Origin of the sequence: Pseudoalteromonas sp. NZS127_1 (assembly GCF_015864295.1) — a bacterium.
GTDB classification, from domain to species: domain Bacteria; phylum Pseudomonadota; class Gammaproteobacteria; order Enterobacterales; family Alteromonadaceae; genus Pseudoalteromonas; species Pseudoalteromonas arctica.
The window spans coordinates 22,440-43,865 of the sequence record NZ_JADYXO010000004.1; the positions used below are offsets into that span (position 1 = coordinate 22,440).

Genomic DNA, 21,426 nt, shown 5'->3' on the forward strand with positions numbered 1-21,426 from the left:
TTTGTTTTTTAAAATCAAACGCTGTATCAATAACCAAACGTTTTAAAAAAGAAAATTAGTGAGCTTGGTGTTTACCCTCTAAAATCTCTTCAATAAATTTAGCATTAAATGCTTCTAAATCAGCTGGGCTTCGGCTCGTTACTAAGCCTTTATCTACACATACTTCTTGGTCAACCCAATTGGCACCTGCATTAATTAAATCACTTTTAATACTTGGAAAAGAGGTAATGGTACGGTCACGCAGTTTATTAATTTCAGCTAACAACCACGGAGCATGGCAAATTGCTGCAACGGGTTTATTTTTTTCTGCGCCAAAAAAGCCATCAATAAAGGCTTTAGCATCTTTATCTTGGCGTAAACTGTCTGGGTTAAATAAACCACCAGGTAGCATAAGCGCGTCGTAATCAGCGGGGTCTGCGTTTGTGACTAGTTTATCTACTGTTACTTTATCGCCCCACTTGTCTTCATCCCAGCCCGTAATTTGGCCTTCTTTAATTGATACTATTTCGATGTTTGCACCGGCATCAAGTAATGCGCTGCGTGGAGATAAAAGCTCACTTTGCTCAAACCCATCAGTGGCTAAAATTGCAATTTTTTTGCCTTGTAAACGCGTGCTTGTTTGTAATGTACTCATTGAGATCTCCTTATTTGATACCAACCTGCATAAATCTTTGAGCAATTTAACGAATTAAATCGCACTATAACGTCGTTAAAAACCTTTCATTTAGAACAACTAAATACGAAAAATTTTTGCCTAGTTCTAGCGTAATTTTCTTAACGTTCAATAGACCCCATATATAAGCGGACTGGTATTATTTAAAAATATGTTCGAAACACACAGTTAAACAGCATAATGCATGCCGATGGCAAGCAATTGAAAATAAAGGATTTAATGTAAGTGGGATTTATAATACCATGTAAATCATTTAGAGATTATGAATAATCTACATAGGTGCGAATTTATTTCCAGCTCATATAATTTAAAGCCACCAAACGCGAGGTGTAAAACCTCACCTACAACATATACCCGTAGGTGCGAATTTACTTCGCGCTCATGTAACTTATCTATCAATACGGGGTTTAAAACCTTAAATAGAATTAAAGTAGATCTTTTAACGCTTTAGCAGGCTTAAAAACCGCTTTATTAGCGCCTTCTATTTCAATTGCAGCACCTGTTTGCGGGTTACGTCCAGTACGCGCTGGGTAATAACTTAGTGCAAACGTACCAAAGCCATTTATTTGAACCTGATCACCCTCAGAAAGCGATTTAGTAATTACTTTTTGCAAGCTTGAAAGCGCCGCTTGAGAATCTTTTTTTGTTAATTCACTTTTGTGTGCAATGGCAGCAACGAGTTCTGCTTTATTCATTTTAGGCTCCTAAATACACGCCAAATCAGTGTTGGTTAAGCGTGGGAATATGATGATATAAAAAATACCAAACCAAATTGGCAATAAAGCCACGCAGGCTAAGGGTTACAGGGCAACAAGTCAACCTTGTAGTTGTTAAGCTTTATGTGGTAAAAAGCCTTTGACTCTTTTTTGTATAATTTAGGTAAGCTATGCACGCATTAATTGAATACATCCCACTCATACTGTTTTTTGCAGTTTTTAAGCTAGTCGATATTTACTGGGCTACCGGTTTATTAATGGCAACTACACTCATTCAAGTTGCTTATAGCTACTTTAAACATGGCTCTGTGCCAACTCGTCAGTGGATATTTTTTGGCATTGCTGCCGTGTTTGGTACGTTAACGCTGGTACTTCATGATGAGCAATACATAAAATGGAAAGCAACACTCATATACGCAGGTTTAAGCTTAACGTTACTTGTTAGCCGTTATGTACTTAAGAAAAATCTCGTTAAAAAAGCGCTTAGCTCAATCCTCGAAAATGCTAATGATACAAAACAAGCCATTGTAGTCCCAGAACCATTATGGGATAAGCTTAACCTAATGTGGGTTGCTATAACTGCTGGCATCGCAGCACTAAACATTTATATTGCATATAATTTCTCGCTCGACTTTTGGGTTAATTTTAAAGTGTTTGGTTTAATGGGTATTACCTTTGTGAGTATTTTTGCCACTATTATTGCCTTGTACAAATACCTCCCTAGTGAAGAAGAACCTGCAAAATAATTTTATAGATCACTTTGTAGATTACTAATCTCGTCATAAAAATGTCGTCTTAGCTTGATAGCTTATTAAAAAAACAAGTTGAGACGACCTTGAACGCCAATCAATATCGCTGGTTTGAATTTACCCTCATTTTTGTGTTACTACCCTTATTGGGTTTTGTATTACGCGAGTATTTAGCTAACTGGCTTATTCCTGCGCTTATTATTTTAATGAGCGTGTGTTGTATGTTGCTACTGGGCGATCCCCACTTTAAACGTTTTAGGCTTACAAGCCTTGGGCAATTTTCTGCTGTTAAAAAACGTGTGTTTAGCTTCTTTTTTTTAGGTGCACTGTTCTCAGGTATGTTTTACGGGATTATTCATCAGGGCAACTGGTTTACCCTTCCCCGCAACTCGTTTAATGATTGGCTTTTACTGTTGCTACTCTACCCAATACTGTCGGTTATTCCTCAAGAGTTAATATTCAGAACGTATTTTTTTCATCGTTATAAACGCATCATGCCCAAAAAAGCAGTGCGTATTGTAGTTAGTGCGAGTGTATTTGCGTTGGCGCATATTGTGTATGCAAATTGGATTGCAGTAGCCTTAGCCTTTTTAGGTGGCTTACTGTTTGCTTATACCTATGCACAAAGCCGCTCAACCGTCGTGTGTGTTATTGAGCATAGTTTATGGGGGATATGGATGTTTACACTCGGGATCGGCAGCTACCTTGATTCAGGCGCATTTAACTAATATAACAAGCATTAAAAAATCCGATACTAGAAAACTAATATCGGATTTTGAATATTTCTAAAACTACTTAACTAATGGTTAAAATAACGATTCAAACTCACCATTTGGAAATAAAACACCAGGAATACCACGTACTGCAGTAACATCAGCTAGTTTAGTATCACCAAAATATAAACCGCCACTGTAATTACGGCCCTTTTGCTTTACATCTAACCAACGTCCATTTTCGCCTTTCGCTATTAGATTAATGTTGCCACTAACATCACGAATACGTAAATCTAACGCACGGTTTTTTATGCTAACAAATATATCTGTAGAGGTAAGTTCTGATAAGTTTTCAACATCGCCCACGTAAGCAAACTTAAAATCGCTTGCACCACTCAACGGAAAATCTAATTCAAAAGTAAATGCTAAATCGTCATTATCTTCACCAATAAAAGGCGAAGCCTCTACTGCAGTGATATGAAATGCAGTGTCTTGAATGTCACTTACGTAATCACCATTAAAATCAAAAGTAGATAACGTCGTAGACTCTTCACCTAATGAATTAACAAAGCGATTTAAGTTTAGTGATAAGTCACCTTCAAGTTTACCAGCGGCTTTATTGATAATTACATTGGTAGTTACCTGTGTAATACCTGTGTCGGCTTCTAGATTTAATTCACTTTGAGCATCTATACCATCAAACTGAATTAGCAACTCACTTACATCTACACTTAAAACCGTAGCACCATTTGTGACTGTTGCGCTCATTACACCTTCAATTTTATTACCTAATACACCACTTACTCTAAATGTTGGAATTGATAAATCAATTGTTATAGGTAAATCATCATATGTGCCAGTTATAGCCCAAGTATAAGGTGATTGGCTGTAATCAATATCTAAGTCACGAAGTTTATATTGTCCTGATGGTGTAGAGCCATCAGCTAGTGGTGAATAATTTGTAATAACTTCGTTTAAAGCATTAGTAAGTGCATCAAGTGTTCTTTGTGTGTCTTCATCAAACGCACCTTCAAGCTCAGCAAATTTTACGTCTAATTCATCTGAATAGCTTTTTTCTTGAAGTCTTGCAGCACCTATAATATTTCGTGTATCAACAAGTAACTCTCTTGAATCTAAGCTTTGCACTTCTGCTGAGCGAGCCTGCCAATTTGTAAATGTAGTTACACTTGCAATTGTTTGCTTAACTTGACCAGCTACATTTTGCAGCAAAGCATTACCTTGGTCGCTAAATAAATTATCTGTAACATACTGCGCTGCTAAATCGCTATAATCTTGCCATGCTTGCTGGTCAGTCTCTAAGTTAGTAAATGCATTAAAAGCACTTTCAACACTAAACGAACTATCAGCAACACCAGCTAAAATTGCCGCGTAAGTAAATGCATTAGTAACCATTTCTGCTTCAACACTTGCATTTAAATTGCTGTGCGTTAAATGATAAAAAGGCGTGGCTGATAAACTAGCTTGCGTAGCACTAAAGCCTTCATCTGTAATTGCTTTACTCAATGGCGATAAATAAACCGTATTTACACCCGGCGCACTAAATGCATCCGCTTTGTAATTAAGAGTAACGGCTGTCAATTCTTGGTAGTCTATTAAACGGTTTGCGTTTAAGTCATTTACATCACCACGGACTGTTCTGCCACAACCTGTAAAGCGCGGACAAGGTAGAGCAGTATCACTCGGTATAAACTCAAAACTATTAAAAGTAAGTGGAGTTACACTTACACTCGCAGTATTGATGTTTTCAACTTCAATTGATTCTTGCACCACACCATCGCTATCTAAAACATTAAGCGTGCCCTGTGGTGATTGCCAATTAGATACATAAAAACTCACAGAAGAAGATGTAGCAACCTCACTCACTGCAACAGATTCTGAACTGTCACTGTCTGATGAAGAACCACAACCTACTAATGCAATAGCTACCCCTAAAGGTATAATTTGTTTTAACATCTTCATTCCTTAAAACTTAATGTTCACGTACCAATTCACATTAGCATAATAGGCTTTATCTAAATCTAGACTATCAGTTTGTAAATTAAGACCAAAATACTCGTTTTCTATACCAACTAAAAATGCTTCACTTTTTGTCTCGTAGCCTGCCTGTACTTTCCAATGATCCCAAAAGTGTATACGGCCTTTTAATTGGCTGAACGTGTCTTTGTCGTAACGTTTTAAAGTTAACTGAGTCGAAAATCGGTCGTTTATTCTGTAATCGGCAAATGCTTGTAGTCGCATTTCCATTTCTAAATCATGAGATACCGTATTTCCAAATGCAGATGTTTTTAATGAAACTGTTGGCTGAGTAATAATATCGCCGTTGTCATCTTCGCTAAATGGGATTTCAGTAGTTTGACCCTTTACAGAGCCGCTGTCTTCGTACTCTGTTTTATAGAGCAAATCTTTTACGCTAAAACCAACTTGAAGCTCATCATTTACTTGCCAATCAGCAAAAATATCGAGGCTATAGCCAAGCCCTTCAGGTTTTTGTGAAGGTGAAAACTTTTTAAATAATATGTCTTTTGAAAAGTTGTAATCGACAGTTACAGCGCCTTCAACTTCATCACTATAAATTTCACCATTTACAGTGGCATCTTGATAGTGTGAGCTGGCAAAAACAGAAAGTTTAGGTGTTATTGTTAATGCATTTTTATCTAAAAATTTAAAATCATAAGATACGAATACACCGTTAGACGTTGCTTGTTTAGCATCGAGGTAATAAGTATAAAATCTATCTTCAAACTCTAGATCATTTTTTTCGGTATGAGTATATTTGGCTGTATCAGGATCAAAGTTAAGGACATAGTCGTAACGACTTTGTAAACCTACCTTAAAATTACCGTAGCCAACACCTACTTCAAATATATTATAGGTAAATGCACTGTCACCAGATTTTAATGGAGCATCAAAATCATCTACAAAAGCTTGTACTGGTTGTGCTTCTGTATAAATTTCTGCGTCAAAGTGGGTAAAAATTTGAAATTGGTTATCTGCGGAAGCAAGAGGAGAAATAAAAGCTGTTGAAAATCCTAACAAGAGAATTTTTTTTTTCATAATTTAATCGCTTTCTATAAAAAAAGGGAAAAGCGCTGCTTTCCCCTTTTATAGTTTAAATATTACTTAGATGAATCAATTAAATCAACATCAGTGTAATCAACTACGTCACCATCAATGTAAGTAATTGAAAGACCGTTTGTTGTTTTAGCTGCAGTACCAAAAGACATCATCATCTCATTGTACATAGCCATAACGTCACCAGTGTAACCTGCACTTTCATTACCAGTAATAGACAACGTGTAACCCATTGCATTATTTACTGTAATAGTTAAAGCACTTGCTTCTTCCATGTCGCTGTCAAGGTATGTAGTCATTACTTTAAAGTCTACATCACCAGAAACACCCTCTAATGTAATAGAGCCTGAATCTGTTGCATCATCAGCTGTAATACTTAACATACCAGTGAAGCCAGAATCACCATCCATGATTTCAACATGGTTAGCCGTTTCAGTCATTATGATTTCTGCATCATCTACATTGTCAGCAGTTACTGCGCCATCAAAAGTAAATACTAAACATGAATCGATTTGAGTAGCATCAATTGTACCGGCTGCAAAATCAACACAATCTGTAAGTGCTTGTGTTTGTGTAGCAGCAGTAACAAGCTCAACAGATACGTCATTCTCACCTTTTAATGTAGCGCCCCAAGCAACAACAAGCTTGTCGCCTTCATAAGAAGCCGCTGCATTAATCATCTCACCTGTAGTAGCATTGCTAAGCATTAGCGTAAGATCATCTAAGCTGTAAGTATAATCCCAATCTGCATTGCGAGTTGATGTGCCTGTACCTGAGTTATTACCCATTTCAGCTAATTCATCAATTACGTCTGCAAGAATGTCTGCTGCATCAGCAACTGCATCAGCACCAGTGCCTGTAAGCACAGTCATAGTCGATAATGACTCTGATGTAGCTTTAACAGAAGTTAGTACTTCAAGTTTTGCAACTGCAGTTTCAGCAGCAAGCTGTAGATTATAAGCTGTTACAAATTGCTCGCTAGCTAGTTCACCTTGAGCTACAGCAGCTGTTTGCATAGCTGTAAGCGCATCAATCATTGCTTGTGCGCCTTCGCCTTCAAGTTCTAGGTAGGCATTAGCAGCAACAAGTGCTTGCTCAATAGCAATTTCAAGTGCATCAACAGCAGCAGCAAAATCAGACGCAGCAGTAACGGCAGTCATTGCAAGCTCAAGAGCTTCTGTTGCGTTTGCAGCTGTATCTACCATTGCATTTTCTGCGTTAGCAAGTGCGCTAGTAGAAGCCGCTTCAGCTGTGTCTGCTACTGATTTTTTCTCATCAGCAACGTCTGCAGTGTCTTCAGCAACTAGTTTTGCAGCAGCAAGAGCCACATCAAACTCTGTAATCGCTGCTTCAGCTTCAGCTACTAGTGCAGCTAGTGCCGCGTCGTATGCAGCGGTGTCAGTTACAGCAACAGATGCATCTGTTTGCAACGATGTTGCAGAATCAAGAACTTGTTGGTAATCAGAGCTTTGAGTAACTAACGCTTTTGCTGCAGTTACATAGCCTTGTGATTTAACAAAAATAGAACCCGCTTTAGCTGTTAAACCAGCTGTAGCAGCTTCATTTTTCAGTAATGTAACAGCGCTTACAAATGCAGCTGCGTTATCAGCTGTAAGAGCATCGCCACCCATTGCTTGAACATCTGCAAGTGAGCTTTGAGCTGTTTCAATACTCATTTCTAATGCAGTAAGTGCAGTTTGAGAAGCAGTAACTTCTACTGTTAAAGCAGCTGCTAGAGCTGTATAAAAGTCATCTCCAACTGTACATTCTGCGCCAGTACAACCAATTACTTCTAGTGCTTTTTTAATTTTCACTGCAGCGGCTGCAAGACCAGCATCAGTTGCTGCACCATTTTTAACAGCTTTATCTTTAGCAGCTTTTGCTTTTTTGGCAATACCTACTGAATTAGCGGAAAACGCATCAATTTGTGCCTGTGTTGCGCTAGGGTTGTTAGCAGTGAATGCCGCTTTTAAAGCGTCTTCAATTGCTGTTTCATCGCCCGTTGCTATAGCAACAAAAATGTTTGCAGTGTTTGTAATAGCTGTTTGTAACATTGTAGCTATTGCAGCAATACCAGCATCAGTATTACCTTTAAACTGGCCTGATTTAATACCAGCTTTAATGCTGCTCATTACATCACCAATTGAAGGTAAACCTTGAATTGAAGATGAAAGCTGTGCAATTGCTAAAATACCGTCAGAAAGCTCTTCTTCGCCATCAACATCACTTAAATCTACAGCGCCGCCGTTAGATAAATCACCAATAATAGCTGAAAGTAAAAGTGCAGCGTCTTGACCCATTACTTGTACAACAGTATCTAAGCTTGCTTTAGCAATTGCGTCTTCATCTACACTTGAACCTGAGTCAAGAAGAAGAGCCGCCACTAACGATGTTAAGAAAGTAACATTAGCCTTATAAGAAGCTTCTACATTAAGATCGCCAGCTGCACCACTTACTCCAGATGTATCTGCTTCAACAGCTGGAACAAATTTAACAACTGAAAGCTCTAGGTCAGTTTTGTACCATTCGCCAAACTCAATCGCAGTATCGCCATCATTTACGTCATCTTCTTCTGGCGCTACATCGTAATCGCCACAACCTACGTAAGCATCACAACGTAAAAAGCTATCATCGCCTTCTGCAGACGTTTTAACAGTAATGTAAACTGGTCCAGTAAAGTCATCATCTAAGTAGATGCTGTAACGGCCGCTTTCATCAGTTAATACTTCAGGGTTAGCAGCAATTTTACTTGCTTCTACTGCAGCATCAGCAGCACTTTGTGATAGTGCTTCTTCAGAAAAAGACTCTGCTTCTGCTGAAGCAGCTGAGCGAAACGCAACAGGAACGCTTTGACCAGATGCATCTAAAGTCATTACAGTTACTACTGCACTTTTCATTGAACCTTTAACTGCTTTACCAGTAACTTCAATGTTGAACTGTGCATCACCTGTTGCAGTAAAAGATTCTACAGGTGTAACAGGAATGTTTCTGTCATTGTCCGAACCACATGCTGTTAAGCCTAATGTAAGTGCAACTGAAGCTGCAATAGGTGTAAATTTGATCGTACGCTTTACCATTTATTTCTCCTTGATAGCCTGGAATGAGTATCAGAAATTAGTTTAGTTGATAGTGGCTTGTGTAAGCTTTTATGTTTAAAAAGCATTAAAAAAGTACACAATCATAACCTTTGTTACCAGAACATTAAAAATACCATTAAGCTATATAGTTATGCTACATATTTATACGTTTTATAGAAGTATTTATCTTTATTCTATGAGCTACTTCTTTATCAGCATCTCTATTATTCAATAACCTATAGACACTCATAAAGAACCAGCACATATTGATACAATATATTCACTTTATTAAATGAATATTACATACAATCTAGTTTGTTAATTATATTCTTCAAGTAAATGCGATGGATGAGAGCTAAAAAAGAGGATAATTCGAAAAATTAATGAAAAAGGATTGTTTATAACGAATGTTAGTAGGTTTTACTTTAGCTAAGCAAACGTTTATAAAACTTGTTTACTTACCTAAAGTAAATGTTTAGTAATTACTGAGGGACTCTTACAACCCCTTCCATTAATACCCGTGCACTTCGGCTCATACTTGCTTTGGTAACTAGCCAGTTGCCAGCATTATTTTTAGCCTCAGCACCTACTTTTAGCGTGCCCGACGGATGACCAAAGTTAACTTCACTCAATGCGCCTCCACCAGCGGCTATATTTACGAGTGTGCCTTCGATTGCTGCAGCCGTGCCAATAGCAACAGCAGCTGTGCCCATCATGGCATGGTGCAGTTTACCCATCGACATAGCGCGTACTAATAAGTTAATGTTTGTAGCTTCAATAAGCTTTCCGCTAGACGCTTTGTAATCTAAAGGCGATGCAACAAACGCAACCTTTGGCGTATGTTGGCGAGCTTGCGCTTCACTAATGTTAGTAATTAAACCCATTTTAACAGCGCCATAAGCACGAATGGTTTCAAGCTTTTTAAGCGCTGCAACATCGTTATTTATATCGTCTTGCAGCTCTGTGCCGGTATAACCAATATCAGTGGCGTTAATAAATATGGTAGGAATACCTGCATTTATCATTGTTGCTTTTAAAGTACCAACACCTGGAACCTCTAAGTCATCAACTACGTTACCTGTTGGAAATAACGCGCCATCGCCATCAGCAGGGTCAATAAATTCAAGTTTTACTTCAGCTGCTGCAAATGTAACGCCATCGAGCTCAAAGTCGCCGGTTTCTTGAACTTCGCCATTTGTCATAGGGACATGCACTAATATGCTTTTTTTAATATTAGCCTGCCACACACGCACGATAGCAACACCGTTATTAGGTACTCTGCTTTTATCGACCAAACCATTACTAATGGCAAAAGCACCCACTGCTGACGTTAAGTTGCCGCAGTTACCGCTCCAATCTACAAAAGGTTTATCTATCGCCACTTGACCAAACAAGTAATCAACATCGTGGTCAGTTTGCTCACTTTTACTTAAGATTACGGTTTTACTGGTACTTGATGTAGCACCGCCCATGCCATCCGTTTGCTTAGCATACGGATCGGGGCTGCCAATAACGCGCAGTAATAAATTATCGCGCGCCTCGCCTGCTACTTGAGCAGGCTTTGGCAAGTCAGTTAAATTAAAAAACACACCTTTACTGGTGCCGCCACGCATATAGGTTGCAGGCACTTTAATTTGCGGTTTAAACATAATGCTTGCCCTTATGCAGATTGCGTTGCTTCTAAAAAGTCTTGTGCAAAGCGTTGTAACACACCACCAGCCGCGTAAATAGAAAGCTCTTCTTGCGTATCAATACGGCACTTCATAGGCACAGTGAGTACTTCACCATCTTTACGGGTAATACTTAAATTAACGGTGGCACCTGGTTTTAAATCGCCCGCTACATCGTACGTTTCACTGCCATCCAGCTTTAGAGTTTTACGCGTTGTGCCTGCTTTAAACTCAAGCGGTAAAACACCCATACCAATTAGGTTAGTACGGTGAATACGCTCAAAACCTTCAGCTGCTATTACTTCAACGCCTGCAAGTCTTACGCCTTTTGCAGCCCAATCGCGCGACGAACCTTGCCCGTAATCGGCACCAGCTACAATAATAAGCGGTTGCTTACGCTCCATGTAGGCTTCGATTGCTTCCCACATACGGGTATTAGTACCTTGTGGCTCTAACCGTGCGTAAGAACCTTGTTTAACTGCGCCGTTTTCGTCAAGTACCATTTCATTAAGTAGTTTTGGGTTTGCAAATGTTGCGCGCTGCGCTGTTAAATGATCGCCTCGGTGCGTTGCATACGAATTGTAATCTTCCTCTGGTACGTTCATTTTAGTTAGGTATTCGCCAGCGGCACTGCTTGCCATAATCGCGTTCGAAGGAGATAGGTGATCGGTTGTAATGTTGTCGCCAAGTACTGCAAGCGCACGCATACCGGTCATTGTGCGCTCACCCGCAAGTGCACCTTCCCAATAAGGAGGGCGACGAATATACGTACTTTCTGGGCGCCAGTTGTAAAGTGGGTCGTTATCTTCACCGTAATCTACGGTTAAATTAAACATCGGCTCGTACACTTTTCTAAACTGCTCTGGCTTAACGCTTTGCTTAATAACCGCATCAATCTCTTCGTCAGATGGCCATAAATCTTTAAGCGTAATATCGTTGCCTTGTTGATCTTGCCCTAGTATTCCTTTTTCAATATCAAAGCGAATAGTACCTGCAATGGCGTACGCAACAACTAAAGGAGGTGACGCTAAAAATGCTTGCTTAGCATAAGGGTGAATTCGTCCATCAAAGTTACGATTGCCCGAAAGCACCGCTGTAGTGTATAAATCGCGATCGATTACTTCTTTTTGAATAATAGGGTCAAGCGCCCCGCTCATACCATTACAGGTAGTACACGCAAAACCAACAATGCCAAAGCCAAGTTGCTCAAGCTCTGTTAATAGGTTTGCATCTTCAAGGTACGATTGCACCGCTTTTGAGCCCGGTGCTAATGAGGTTTTAACCCAAGGTTTGCGCATTAAACCCTTAGCATTTGCGTTACGGGCAAGGAGTGCAGCGGCAATTACATTACGTGGGTTACTGGTATTGGTACAACTAGTAATCGCGGCAATAATACATGCGCCGTCTGGCATTAAGCCTTCTTCATTTTCAACAACACCCGAAATACCTTCTTTAGCTAAATCGCTTGTTGATACTCGGCGGTGTGGATTAGATGGACCTGCAATATTGCGCCCCACGCTTGATAAATCAAACTTAAGTACACGCTCATACTTTGCGGTTTTTAAGCTATCGCTCCAAAGGCCTGCTGTTTTTGCGTAGTTTTCTACAAGGGCAATTTGTTCTTCTTCGCGACCTGTTAAACGCAAGTAATCTATTGTTTTATCATCGATATAAAACATGGCTGCAGTTGCGCCAAATTCAGGTGTCATGTTTGAAATGGTTGCTCTGTCGCCAAGTGTAAGCGCGTCGGCACCTTCACCGTAAAACTCTAAATAAGTAGATACAACACGTTGCTCACGTAAAAATTCAGTAATGGCCAACACAATATCGGTTGCGGTAATACCTGGTTGGCGCTTACCTGTTAGCTCAACACCGACAATATCGGGCAAGCGAATATAAGAAGCACGGCCCAGCATTACGCTTTCAGCTTCAAGCCCACCTACGCCCACGGCAATAACGCCCAGTGCATCAACATGTGGTGTGTGGCTGTCGGTACCAACTAAAGTATCTGGAAATGCAATGCCATCTCGGTTTTGAATAACCGGCGACATTTTTTCAAGATTAATTTGATGCATAATGCCGTTACCCGGTGGAATAACGTCAATATTTTTAAAGGCAGTTTTTGTCCAATTTATAAAGTGAAAACGGTCGTCATTTCGTCTGTCTTCAATGGCGCGATTTTTTTCAAATGCGTCAGGATCAAAACCGGCATGCTCTACCGCTAACGAATGATCAACTATTAACTGCGTAGGAACTACCGGATTCACTTTTGCCGGATCGCCGCCTTTAGCTGCAATTGCATCACGAAGCCCTGCTAAATCAACAAGTGCCGTTTGGCCTAAAATATCGTGGCATACTACGCGCGCCGGATACCAAGGGAAATCTAAATCTTGCTTGCGCTCAATTAGCTGATTAAGTGCATCGGTTAACATGGCAGGGTCGCATCGGCGTACTAGGTTTTCGGCAAATACACGTGATGAATAAGGTAGCGTGGCGTATGCACCTGGCTTAATTGCATCTACGGCTTCTTGGGTATCGTAGTAGTCGACATTTGAGCCCGGTAAGGGTTTACGGTATTGGGTGTTATTAATTATGGTCATGGTAAGGGTTCGCTAATTTGGTGACGGTGTTTGCTCACAGCTAGCGTGTTTAATGAAAAGTTTGAGAAAAACTGCTCGCTAGTGGCTATGTGCAATAAAAAAGTGAGCACATACGTGCTCACCCATTTTTTAACGTGACTCTATTGGTGTGTAACTACGTGCATCAGGCCCTGTGTAATCGGCACTTGGGCGAATAATACGGTTGTTAGCGCGTTGCTCTTTTACATGCGCAGTCCAACCCGTAACACGGCTCATTACAAATATTGGCGTAAATAACTTAGTCGGAATATCCATAAAGTGATAAGCAGATGCATGGAAAAAATCGGCATTACAAAACAATTTTTTCTCTCGCCACATAATCTCTTCACAACGAACAGATACAGGGTAAAGTACTGTGTCGCCAACTTCATCAGCTAGCTTTTCAGACCACTTTTTAATAATTACATTACGTGGGTCCGATTCGCGATAAATCGCATGGCCAAAGCCCATAATTTTGTCTTTACGTTCAAGCATACCCATAACTTCTTGCTCGGCATGCTCTGCGCTTGTAAAACCTTGAATCATATCCATAGCTGCTTCGTTAGCACCACCATGAAGTGGGCCACGCAACGTACCAATCGCGCCAGTTACACAAGAATGAATATCAGAGAGCGTTGACGCACACACACGACCCGTAAAGGTAGAGGCGTTAAACTCGTGCTCTGCGTATAAAATTAGTGATACGTTCATCACTTGTGCAAATAACTCGCTTGGGGCTTTATCGTGTAATAGCGTTAAAAAGTGTGCACCGACAGAGTCATCGTCTGTTTGTGTCTCAATGCGTACACCATCGTGTGTAAAGCGGTACCAGTAACAAATAATACTTGGGAACACAGCTACCATACGGTCGATTGCATCATTAGCTTGGCTAAAATCAAGCTCCGTTTCAAGGTTACCCAACATTGAGCAGCCTGTGCGCATTACATCCATTGGATGCGCGTCTTTTGGGATATTTTCAAGCACGGTTTTAAGCGCATCTGGTAAGCCGCGTAAGCTTTTAAGTTTAGCTTTATACTCAGCCAATTCGCTTGTTGTAGGTAACTCACCGCGTGAAAGTAAAAAAGACACTTCTTCAAACTGCGCTTTTTCGGCAAGTTCGCTAATATCGTAACCACAATATGTTAAACCAGAACCACTTTGCCCTACAGTACACAATGCTGTTTGACCAGCCACTTGTCCGCGTAAACCCGCGCCGCCTAATGCTTTATCTACCATGATTTTCTCCTATCTTAAATTTGTGTGTGATTTTATTATTTGTCAGATTTTGATGAAAAAAGTGTGTCGAGTGTGTTCTCGTACGTGTGGTAATCTAAAAAGTCGTAAAGCTCTGAACGCGTTTGCATATTTTCAATTTGGCTTTGTTGCGAGCCTTCATTTAAAATTGCTGAATACACGTTGAGTGCTGCTTTGTTCATGGCTCTAAATGCACTTAGTGGGTAAAGCACCATTTCAACACCTACGTCACTTAACTGCTCTTTAGTGTAGATAGGTGTTTGGCCAAACTCAGTAATGTTTGCCAAAATTGGAACATTAATTGCTTTTGCAAATGCTTGGTAATCAGCAAGGTCGTGTACGGCTTCAGCAAAAATAGCGTCAGCGCCAGCTTCAACACAGGCAGCTGCACGGTCAATAGCGGCATTTAAACCTTCTTTTTGAAATGCATCGGTACGCGCCATAATGTAAAAATCGCTATCGGTTTTTGCATCAACCGCCGCTTTAATACGGTCAACCATTTCACCTTGGCTTACAATTTCTTTATTAGGCCGATGGCCACAGCGCTTTTGCGCTACTTGGTCTTCTATATGAAAACCCGCTGCACCAGCTTTAGTCATTTCTTTTACTGTGCGTGCAATATTAAACGCGCCACCCCAACCGGTGTCAGCATCCACAAGTAGTGGTAAATCGCTAGCACCTGTAATACGGCGAATATCTTCAAGCACGTTATCAAGGCTTGTCATACCTAAATCAGGCATACCAAAAGAGGCGTTTGCAACACCGGCACCTGAGAGGTAAATAGCTTGATGGCCCATCTTTTCTGCCATCATCGCTGTGTATGCGTTAATAGTGCCTACAACTTGTAACGGGCGGTTATTGGCAATAGCCTGTTTAAATTTCAATCCTGCTGACATTACTTTCTCCTCACTTTGAACGGTTGCTACGTGGAGTAACTTATTTTTTAATCTGTAATTATGACTGTTTAACTGCTCTGCTTAACTTTTAGCTTTTAGCTTTTAGCAGCTTATACATTTTGCTTAACTAATAAGTCGAATTTGGTTTGAATATTTGCTTGCGATGCGCTTATGTGGCGCTTCATTAGCATTTCGGCCAGTTCGCCGTCATGGTTTTCTATCGCGTTAATAATAGCTAAGTGCTCATCAAACGCTTTAGATACACGCGGCCCCACCATACCCATTTGCACACGGTACATGCGTATTAGTTGATAGAGCTCATTACACAACAAATGAATTAAATGCGCGTTTTTACTGCCTTGAATAATACGGTAATGAAAATCTAAATCGCCAGCCTCTTGATAATAAGACTCGCCCTCTTTAACACGCTGTGTTTGTAGGTGCTGATTAAGTAATTGCTTTAAGCCTTTTACTTCTTCGGGTTCCATATTGTCGGCAGCCAACCTACATGCCAAGCCTTCAAGTGAGCTGCGAACTTGATAAACTTCAATCAAACGCTCAGCGGTAAGGGCAACTACTCGGCAACCTACGTTAGCTTTACGCTCAACAAGGTAGCAACTCTCTAAGCGATTTAACGCTTCTCTAAGCGTTGCACGGCTTACGCCATAACGTTTTGCAAGTTCTGGCTCTGATATTTTACTACCTTGAACTATACTGCCTTCAACAATCTCACGGCGCATATCTACAAATACTTGATCTGATGCGGTAGTTATAGGCGCTTCGTTTAAAAATGTGTGTGTCATAAGTTATTTTTTAGATTGTCGACAATTCATGTGATCACTATGTGCTTATTAAAAAAACATGTCAACCCTTAAACCTATCTAAATGGCTAAAAAGCACTCCAATTGTCGACACTATTAATCTAAAGTCGTATATAACTGGTTTTAAAATAAGCTGTCGCAGTAAAGTGTCGACATAAATTCAAAGTAGTTAATATGGTTTTAGCACTGAAAACACCTTATATAAATGTTATTATCGCGCTTTATTTTTATAGTATGAGCTAACGCGTGAACGCCAACACTTTTATTCCTGAGCACTTTATTGATGACGTAAAAACCTATTTACCAGCGCATCTAAACTTAGATGACTTTTTAAATGCGTGTCGCAGGCCGCTCAGAAAATCTATCCGCGTTAATACATTAAAAATTAGCATTGAAGAATTTGTAAAACGTGCCACTAAAAAAAATTGGCTACTAACCCCAATCCCATGGTGCAGCGAAGGTTTTTGGTTAGAACGCCCAAGCGATGAAGAGCAAAACCTAGCCCTAGGTAATACCGACTTACATCTAAGCGGTGCTATGTACGTACAAGAAGCAAGTTCAATGTTGCCCCCTATGGCATTAAAGCAAAGCATTGAACTCGCAGACTCTCAAAATAATTATGTGCTTGATATGGCATCTGCGCCGGGTTCTAAAACATCGCAACTGGCTGCACTTATGAATAACCAAGGTGTATTAGTTGCTAACGAGCTTTCGTCTTCACGTTTAAAAGTACTTAGCGCCACACTTAAACGTATGGGGGTTGGTAACTGTGCGCTCTCGCACTTTGATGGCGTTATATTTGGCAACTACATGTTTGAATGTTTTGATAGCATATTGTTAGATGCACCCTGCTCTGGCGAAGGCACAGTACGTAAAGACGCCGATGCACTCAAAAATTGGTCAATAGAATCAAACATACAAATAGCCCAAGTACAAAAAGACTTAATTAAAAGCGCTTTTTACGCATTAAAGCCAGGTGGTACCTTAGTGTATTCAACCTGCACACTTACCCCGCTCGAAAACCAACAAGTGTGCGATTATTTACTCAGTGAATTTGGCGACTATATTGCGCCTGAATCACTAAGTGATTTATTTGAAGGTGCAAGCAAAGCCATCACAAATGAAGGCTATTTACATGTATGGCCGCAAACATTCGATAGCGAAGGCTTTTTTATTGCTAAATTTAAAAAGCACGCAAGTTGCGATAACCCAAATCAAACTGTTAAAAAAGGCGCATTCCCGTTTAACGAGTTTGATAAAAAGCAAAGTGCCGCGTTTATGCAATCGCTTAAAAAACACTTTGGGATAACTACCCTGCCAGGCAACTTAATGCAGCGCGACAAAGAACTGTGGTTATTTCCTGAGGGGTTTGAAGCCGTACAAAATAAAATTAAATATGCTCGTTTAGGTATTCAGATTGGCGTTATTCATAAAAATGGCGTGAGACTAACGCACGAATTTGCAACCGTATTTGGCAATGAGTGTAAAACTAATATTTACGCGTTAAATAACGAGCAAGCAAATGATTATTTTCAAGGGAAAGATATTCGCTTAGCTGAGGCAACCCAAACAATAGGTGAAGTAGTATTAACATTGTGTGGTTGCCCTATCGGGCTCGGGAAATGGCAAAAAAATAAGATCAAAAATTCATTACCACGAGATCTAGTGCAAAATACGCAGTTAATAAGCTGGGGTTAAACTAATTTTATCTTTGCTTCTTATGCATCGGTTATATAATACATATACAAAAGGATTTTAAGGATTAACATGAATAAAAGATTTGAAGCTTTAGATGCGTTTAGAGGAATATGTGCAATATCTGTAGTTATATTTCATATGCATTTTATTGACTCTATAACTGAGTTAAGTTTTTTTAGAGGCAGTGCTATATTTGTAGAGTTTTTCTTTATATTAAGTGGATTTGTTCTAGCCCATGGATATGGCTCTCGCGAAGGACTTAAATTTAAAACATTCATAAAAGCACGCTTCTTTCGCATTTACCCCCTTCACCTGTTTATGCTAATTGTGTTCTTAGCCTTGGAAGGAGGAAAATTATTGGCTTATGAGTTTGGTGGGCTTTCATTTAACAGTTTACCGTTCACTAATGACTTTGCACCAAATGAAATAATACCTAACTTATTATTAATCCAATCATGGTCCTCATACACTAACCCACTGAGCTTTAACTACCCATCATGGAGTATTAGCATTGAATTTTATATGTATTCGTTATTATTTTGTTCAATTGTTTTTTTTAAGAAACAAAAAAAATCTGTATGGCTTTTAGTTTCAGTAATTGCTTTTATTCTTTTATATCTCAAATCCGACTTTTTAGTAGAAAGCGTATTAAAAGGTCTTTCTTGCTTTTTTGGTGGTGCATTCACTTACGTGATTTATAAAAAACTATCTCATTTAAAACCATCATTTTTAATTGCGACTCTCATAGAAACTTCACTATTAATTTTAATCGTGCTGGTGGTGAACAATAAATTCGAATATAAACCTTTGGCCGCCCCGCTACTGTTCTTCGCAACCGTTTTATTTTTTGCATTTGAAGTTGGGCTTTGTTCAAGAATTCTAAAACTAAGGTTTTTTCAGTTCACTGGCAAGCTTTCTTATTCTATATATATGACCCATGCTGCAATATTATTTTGCGTGACTTCTCTTGGAATAATACTTGAAAAGATACTTAGTCAAGAGATAGCACCAATGATTGAAACACAAAGATACTTAAATTTTGGGGGAGCTATAGTTAATAATATCTCTATATTTATAACATTAATTACAATCATTTTTATATCACACATGACATATAACTATATTGAACTTAAAGGCTTGTCTTTAAACAAAAAACGATGGTAATAATTACATAATAAACATTATGATTCAGCCATTTATCATTAATAATAAATAAATGTTTTTTATAGTGAGCATAACTAAACTACTTAGCTATACTTTAAGAACTTTCTTCTCCCTTGTAGAACCAAGAAAGTGTTTTAGTTAACGCTAGGCTCAATTTAGAGTCAATTTATAGCCCAGAGTTTCACTTGATTACTCTGGGCACTTTTTTGCCTATGCAAATTTAATAGGTAATAAGGTGCGCTTTTAGAGAAGTGATAAGTCAGTCGTTGAATGGCTTACTTGGTGTCTGCTCATTTATCCCTCATTCACTTCTCTTTGTGCAATTGGTTTATCACATTTAACTTTAACGTGATTAAGCTCAGCGATCACAAGTAAGCACAAAACTCTTGTAGGGATACAATACGAGCTGCTTGCTGCCGTTTAAAGCAACGCTTTTACCAATAAAACAAGTATTCACAAAGAGGTTATGAGGCGCTGCGCTTTTAGAGAAGTGATAAATCAATTCGTAAATAGGTTACTTGGTGTCTTCTCATTAACTCCTCATTCCCTTCTCTTTGTGCAATTGGTTTTTCAGATTTAACTTTAACGTGACCCGCTTCACGATTATAAGTAAGCAGCACGTCTTGTAGGGATACAATACGAGCTGCTTGCTGCCGTTTAAAGCAACGCTTTTACCAATAAAACAAGTATTCACAAAGAGGTTTTGAGACGCTGCGCTTTTAGAGAAGTGATAAATCAGTTAGTTGAGTAGATCACTTGGTGTCTTCTCATTTACTCCTCATTCTCTTCTCTTTGTGCAATTGGTTTTTAACATTTCGCTTTAACGTAAACAGGCTAAACACTTTCAAAACCAACCTAATTACAATGTTTTTTAAAGATCCACCTTCTTCTAACAGCTTCAAAGTTGGCGCCAAATTTAAGCGATAAACATAAAATAGGCAAAGCATCAACTTGCTTAGCCACATCAAAAACTTGATAAAATTTATAACCATATTTAACGGCTAAATTTAGTTCAGCAACATATAAAGCTTTATATTTAGGTGGAAGTTGCTGCCAGTTCATTAGCGCTATTTGAATAATACCAAGCTGCACATCAAGCTTGTATGGGCCGAATTTTTTAGCCTGCTGAATATACTCGTATACGCGCTCTGTCGGCCCTTCTTGATAACTAACTACTTGTGCCAGTGCAATCCACGTTTCTGACCATGTTTGCCTTAACTCTAATGACTTTAATAGATCTTTTTCTGCTTGTTGATAAACCAAATGCTTATTGTTATTTGTCTCGCTAGTTACAGCTAGATTGAGCATTTTTAAATAAGCACTTAACTGCCAGTAATGAGGCTGTGAAGGGTCTTGGCTTGTTGCATATGTAATTGCCCTATTTGCAAGCTCTAGCTCTTCAGGAGTAATTGTGCTTTCAGGCTGCTTTAAAATATTGAGTGCATTAAAATACCATGTATTTGCACGCATACTTTGTAAGCTTTGATAACCTATTACTAATGTAATAACTGCAAGTATGGCAATTTGTGCGAGGCGGTTTGTATTTATATTACTCATTAAACAACGACTCAGTTAAACGCTTAGGGTTAGTAAAAAACAAATCATGTGCATCATTTTTGCCTATCAACTCGCTCACTATTTGCTTAGCTTTACTCAAAATAGGCGGCCTACGCTTAACTGAATGGGCATCAGATGCAATATAAGTTACTAAACCCTTTTTTAGCATATCTATACTAATATTTTTTGCAGTTTCGCCCCATGCACCTTCAATGCTTGAAGCCGTTAATTGAAACTCACAACCTAATTGCTTTAAGCGATCAATATAAAAAAGATTTGCTTGAATATCGCGATTACGCTCAGGGTGAGGAATAATTACTTTTATATTTTGTTTAGCTAGCCAATTTATAAACTTATCGTAACCTTGCGGTACATGCGAGTGCGGGAGTTCTAATAATAAATAATTTACTGAATTAAGTGTACCAATAAACGGGAGTTTATTACTAAGCACTAAACTCATTAGCTCTACATCAAGCCTAACTTCAGCGGCCACAGCTAGTTTAATACCAATATTATTTACTAATGTCTGTGCTTTTAAATTAGCAAGCTCGCTATACAATTGCGAGGCCGAGTTATTAAATCGCCCAATATGTATATGTGGCGTGGCAACCATATGAGTTATTCCATCATTTTGCGCAATAGTTAATAGTGCTAAAGATTCATTTAAATCTTTAGCACCATCATCAATTCCTGGCAAAATATGGGAATGAATATCAATCATAGATTT

16 protein-coding genes are annotated in these 21,426 nt (G+C 39.1%); 4 read left to right on the forward strand and 12 right to left on the reverse strand.

The window, feature by feature from the left end; genetic code table 11:
* Positions 1–55: 55 nt before the first annotated feature.
* On the reverse strand, positions 56–634 hold the full coding sequence (locus I6F50_RS05625; protein ID WP_007582489.1) for a type 1 glutamine amidotransferase domain-containing protein: 579 nt from the start codon (positions 632–634) through the stop codon (positions 56–58).
* A gap of 464 nt (positions 635–1,098) precedes the next feature.
* Positions 1,099–1,368, reverse strand: a complete 270-nt coding sequence (locus I6F50_RS05630; RefSeq protein WP_007375441.1) for an HU family DNA-binding protein — start codon at positions 1,366–1,368, stop codon at positions 1,099–1,101.
* 191 nt (positions 1,369–1,559) lie between these two features.
* Between I6F50_RS05630 and I6F50_RS05635 the strand changes: the two genes are divergently transcribed.
* Together I6F50_RS05635 and I6F50_RS05640 are read left to right on the forward strand one after the other, a co-directional pair.
* Positions 1,560–2,135 (forward strand): inner membrane-spanning protein YciB, encoded by a 576-nt coding sequence (locus tag I6F50_RS05635; RefSeq protein ID WP_165726114.1) that lies wholly within the window; start codon positions 1,560–1,562, stop codon positions 2,133–2,135.
* Positions 2,136–2,224: 89 nt separating this feature from the next.
* Positions 2,225–2,866 (forward strand): CPBP family intramembrane glutamic endopeptidase, encoded by a 642-nt coding sequence (locus I6F50_RS05640; RefSeq protein ID WP_165727361.1) that lies wholly within the window; start codon positions 2,225–2,227, stop codon positions 2,864–2,866.
* A gap of 78 nt (positions 2,867–2,944) precedes the next feature.
* Here the strand turns inward: I6F50_RS05640 and I6F50_RS05645 are convergent, their stop codons facing one another.
* The 8 genes from I6F50_RS05645 to I6F50_RS05680 all read right to left on the reverse strand — a co-directional run bounded on the left by I6F50_RS05645 (position 2,945) and on the right by I6F50_RS05680 (position 16,262).
* Positions 2,945–4,825 (reverse strand): hypothetical protein, encoded by a 1,881-nt coding sequence (locus I6F50_RS05645; RefSeq protein ID WP_197175518.1) that lies wholly within the window; start codon positions 4,823–4,825, stop codon positions 2,945–2,947.
* Positions 4,826–4,834: 9 nt separating this feature from the next.
* On the reverse strand, positions 4,835–5,926 hold the full coding sequence (locus tag I6F50_RS05650) for a hypothetical protein (RefSeq protein WP_024607186.1): 1,092 nt from the start codon (positions 5,924–5,926) through the stop codon (positions 4,835–4,837).
* Positions 5,927–5,988: 62 nt separating this feature from the next.
* Entirely contained in the window at positions 5,989–9,021 is a 3,033-nt protein-coding gene (locus I6F50_RS05655; protein ID WP_197175519.1) for a hypothetical protein, read from the reverse strand.
* A gap of 482 nt (positions 9,022–9,503) precedes the next feature.
* Positions 9,504–10,670, reverse strand: a complete 1,167-nt coding sequence (prpF, locus tag I6F50_RS05660; RefSeq protein WP_197175520.1) for a 2-methylaconitate cis-trans isomerase PrpF — start codon at positions 10,668–10,670, stop codon at positions 9,504–9,506.
* A gap of 11 nt (positions 10,671–10,681) precedes the next feature.
* Positions 10,682–13,291: a Fe/S-dependent 2-methylisocitrate dehydratase AcnD gene (acnD, locus tag I6F50_RS05665; RefSeq protein ID WP_197175522.1), complete on the reverse strand. Its 2,610-nt coding sequence runs from the start codon at positions 13,289–13,291 to the stop codon at positions 10,682–10,684.
* Positions 13,292–13,420: 129 nt separating this feature from the next.
* Positions 13,421–14,545: a 2-methylcitrate synthase gene (gene prpC / locus I6F50_RS05670; RefSeq protein WP_197175524.1), complete on the reverse strand. Its 1,125-nt coding sequence runs from the start codon at positions 14,543–14,545 to the stop codon at positions 13,421–13,423.
* Positions 14,546–14,580: 35 nt separating this feature from the next.
* Entirely contained in the window at positions 14,581–15,459 is an 879-nt protein-coding gene (prpB, locus tag I6F50_RS05675; RefSeq protein ID WP_166421428.1) for a methylisocitrate lyase, read from the reverse strand.
* Between the two features lie 110 nt (positions 15,460–15,569).
* Complete coding sequence (locus I6F50_RS05680; RefSeq protein ID WP_197175526.1) at positions 15,570–16,262, reverse strand: GntR family transcriptional regulator; 693 nt, start codon at positions 16,260–16,262, stop codon at positions 15,570–15,572.
* Positions 16,263–16,526: 264 nt separating this feature from the next.
* Here I6F50_RS05680 and rsmF point away from each other — a divergent pair, with 264 nt between their 5' ends.
* Both rsmF and I6F50_RS05690 read left to right on the forward strand, forming a co-directional pair.
* A complete protein-coding gene (gene rsmF / locus I6F50_RS05685) occupies positions 16,527–17,978 on the forward strand; it encodes a 16S rRNA (cytosine(1407)-C(5))-methyltransferase RsmF (RefSeq protein ID WP_197175528.1) in 1,452 nt (483 codons plus the stop codon).
* 69 nt (positions 17,979–18,047) lie between these two features.
* Positions 18,048–19,142 carry an acyltransferase gene (locus I6F50_RS05690; protein ID WP_197175537.1) on the forward strand — a complete coding sequence of 365 codons (1,095 nt, stop codon included), beginning with the start codon at positions 18,048–18,050 and terminating at the stop codon, positions 19,140–19,142.
* 855 nt (positions 19,143–19,997) lie between these two features.
* Here I6F50_RS05690 and I6F50_RS05695 read toward each other — a convergent pair.
* A complete protein-coding gene (locus tag I6F50_RS05695) occupies positions 19,998–20,699 on the reverse strand; it encodes a VpsP family polysaccharide biosynthesis protein (protein ID WP_197175539.1) in 702 nt (233 codons plus the stop codon).
* A complete protein-coding gene (locus I6F50_RS05700; RefSeq protein ID WP_197175540.1) occupies positions 20,692–21,420 on the reverse strand; it encodes a tyrosine-protein phosphatase in 729 nt (242 codons plus the stop codon). Before I6F50_RS05700 ends, I6F50_RS05695 begins: the two co-directional genes overlap by 8 nt.
* Between the last annotated feature and the right edge of the window lie 6 nt (positions 21,421–21,426).

Excerpts from the sequence above, each read along its gene's own strand:
- I6F50_RS05625 (WP_007582489.1), bottom strand. The coding sequence starts at position 634 with ATGAGTACATTACAAACAAGCACGCGTTTACAAGGCAAAAAAATTGCA.
- I6F50_RS05630 (WP_007375441.1), bottom strand. The coding sequence starts at position 1,368 with ATGAATAAAGCAGAACTCGTTGCTGCCATTGCACACAAAAGTGAATTA.
- I6F50_RS05635 (WP_165726114.1), top strand. The coding sequence starts at position 1,560 with ATGCACGCATTAATTGAATACATCCCACTCATACTGTTTTTTGCAGTT.
- I6F50_RS05645 (WP_197175518.1), bottom strand. The coding sequence starts at position 4,825 with ATGTTAAAACAAATTATACCTTTAGGGGTAGCTATTGCATTAGTAGGT.
- I6F50_RS05650 (WP_024607186.1), bottom strand. The coding sequence starts at position 5,926 with ATGAAAAAAAAAATTCTCTTGTTAGGATTTTCAACAGCTTTTATTTCT.
- I6F50_RS05655 (WP_197175519.1), bottom strand. The coding sequence starts at position 9,021 with ATGGTAAAGCGTACGATCAAATTTACACCTATTGCAGCTTCAGTTGCA.
- prpF (WP_197175520.1), bottom strand. The coding sequence starts at position 10,670 with ATGTTTAAACCGCAAATTAAAGTGCCTGCAACCTATATGCGTGGCGGC.
- acnD (WP_197175522.1), bottom strand. The coding sequence starts at position 13,291 with ATGACCATAATTAATAACACCCAATACCGTAAACCCTTACCGGGCTCA.
- prpC (WP_197175524.1), bottom strand. The coding sequence starts at position 14,545 with ATGGTAGATAAAGCATTAGGCGGCGCGGGTTTACGCGGACAAGTGGCT.
- prpB (WP_166421428.1), bottom strand. The coding sequence starts at position 15,459 with ATGTCAGCAGGATTGAAATTTAAACAGGCTATTGCCAATAACCGCCCG.
- I6F50_RS05680 (WP_197175526.1), bottom strand. The coding sequence starts at position 16,262 with ATGACACACACATTTTTAAACGAAGCGCCTATAACTACCGCATCAGAT.
- I6F50_RS05690 (WP_197175537.1), top strand. The coding sequence starts at position 18,048 with ATGAATAAAAGATTTGAAGCTTTAGATGCGTTTAGAGGAATATGTGCA.
- I6F50_RS05695 (WP_197175539.1), bottom strand. The coding sequence starts at position 20,699 with ATGAGTAATATAAATACAAACCGCCTCGCACAAATTGCCATACTTGCA.
- I6F50_RS05700 (WP_197175540.1), bottom strand. The coding sequence starts at position 21,420 with ATGATTGATATTCATTCCCATATTTTGCCAGGAATTGATGATGGTGCT.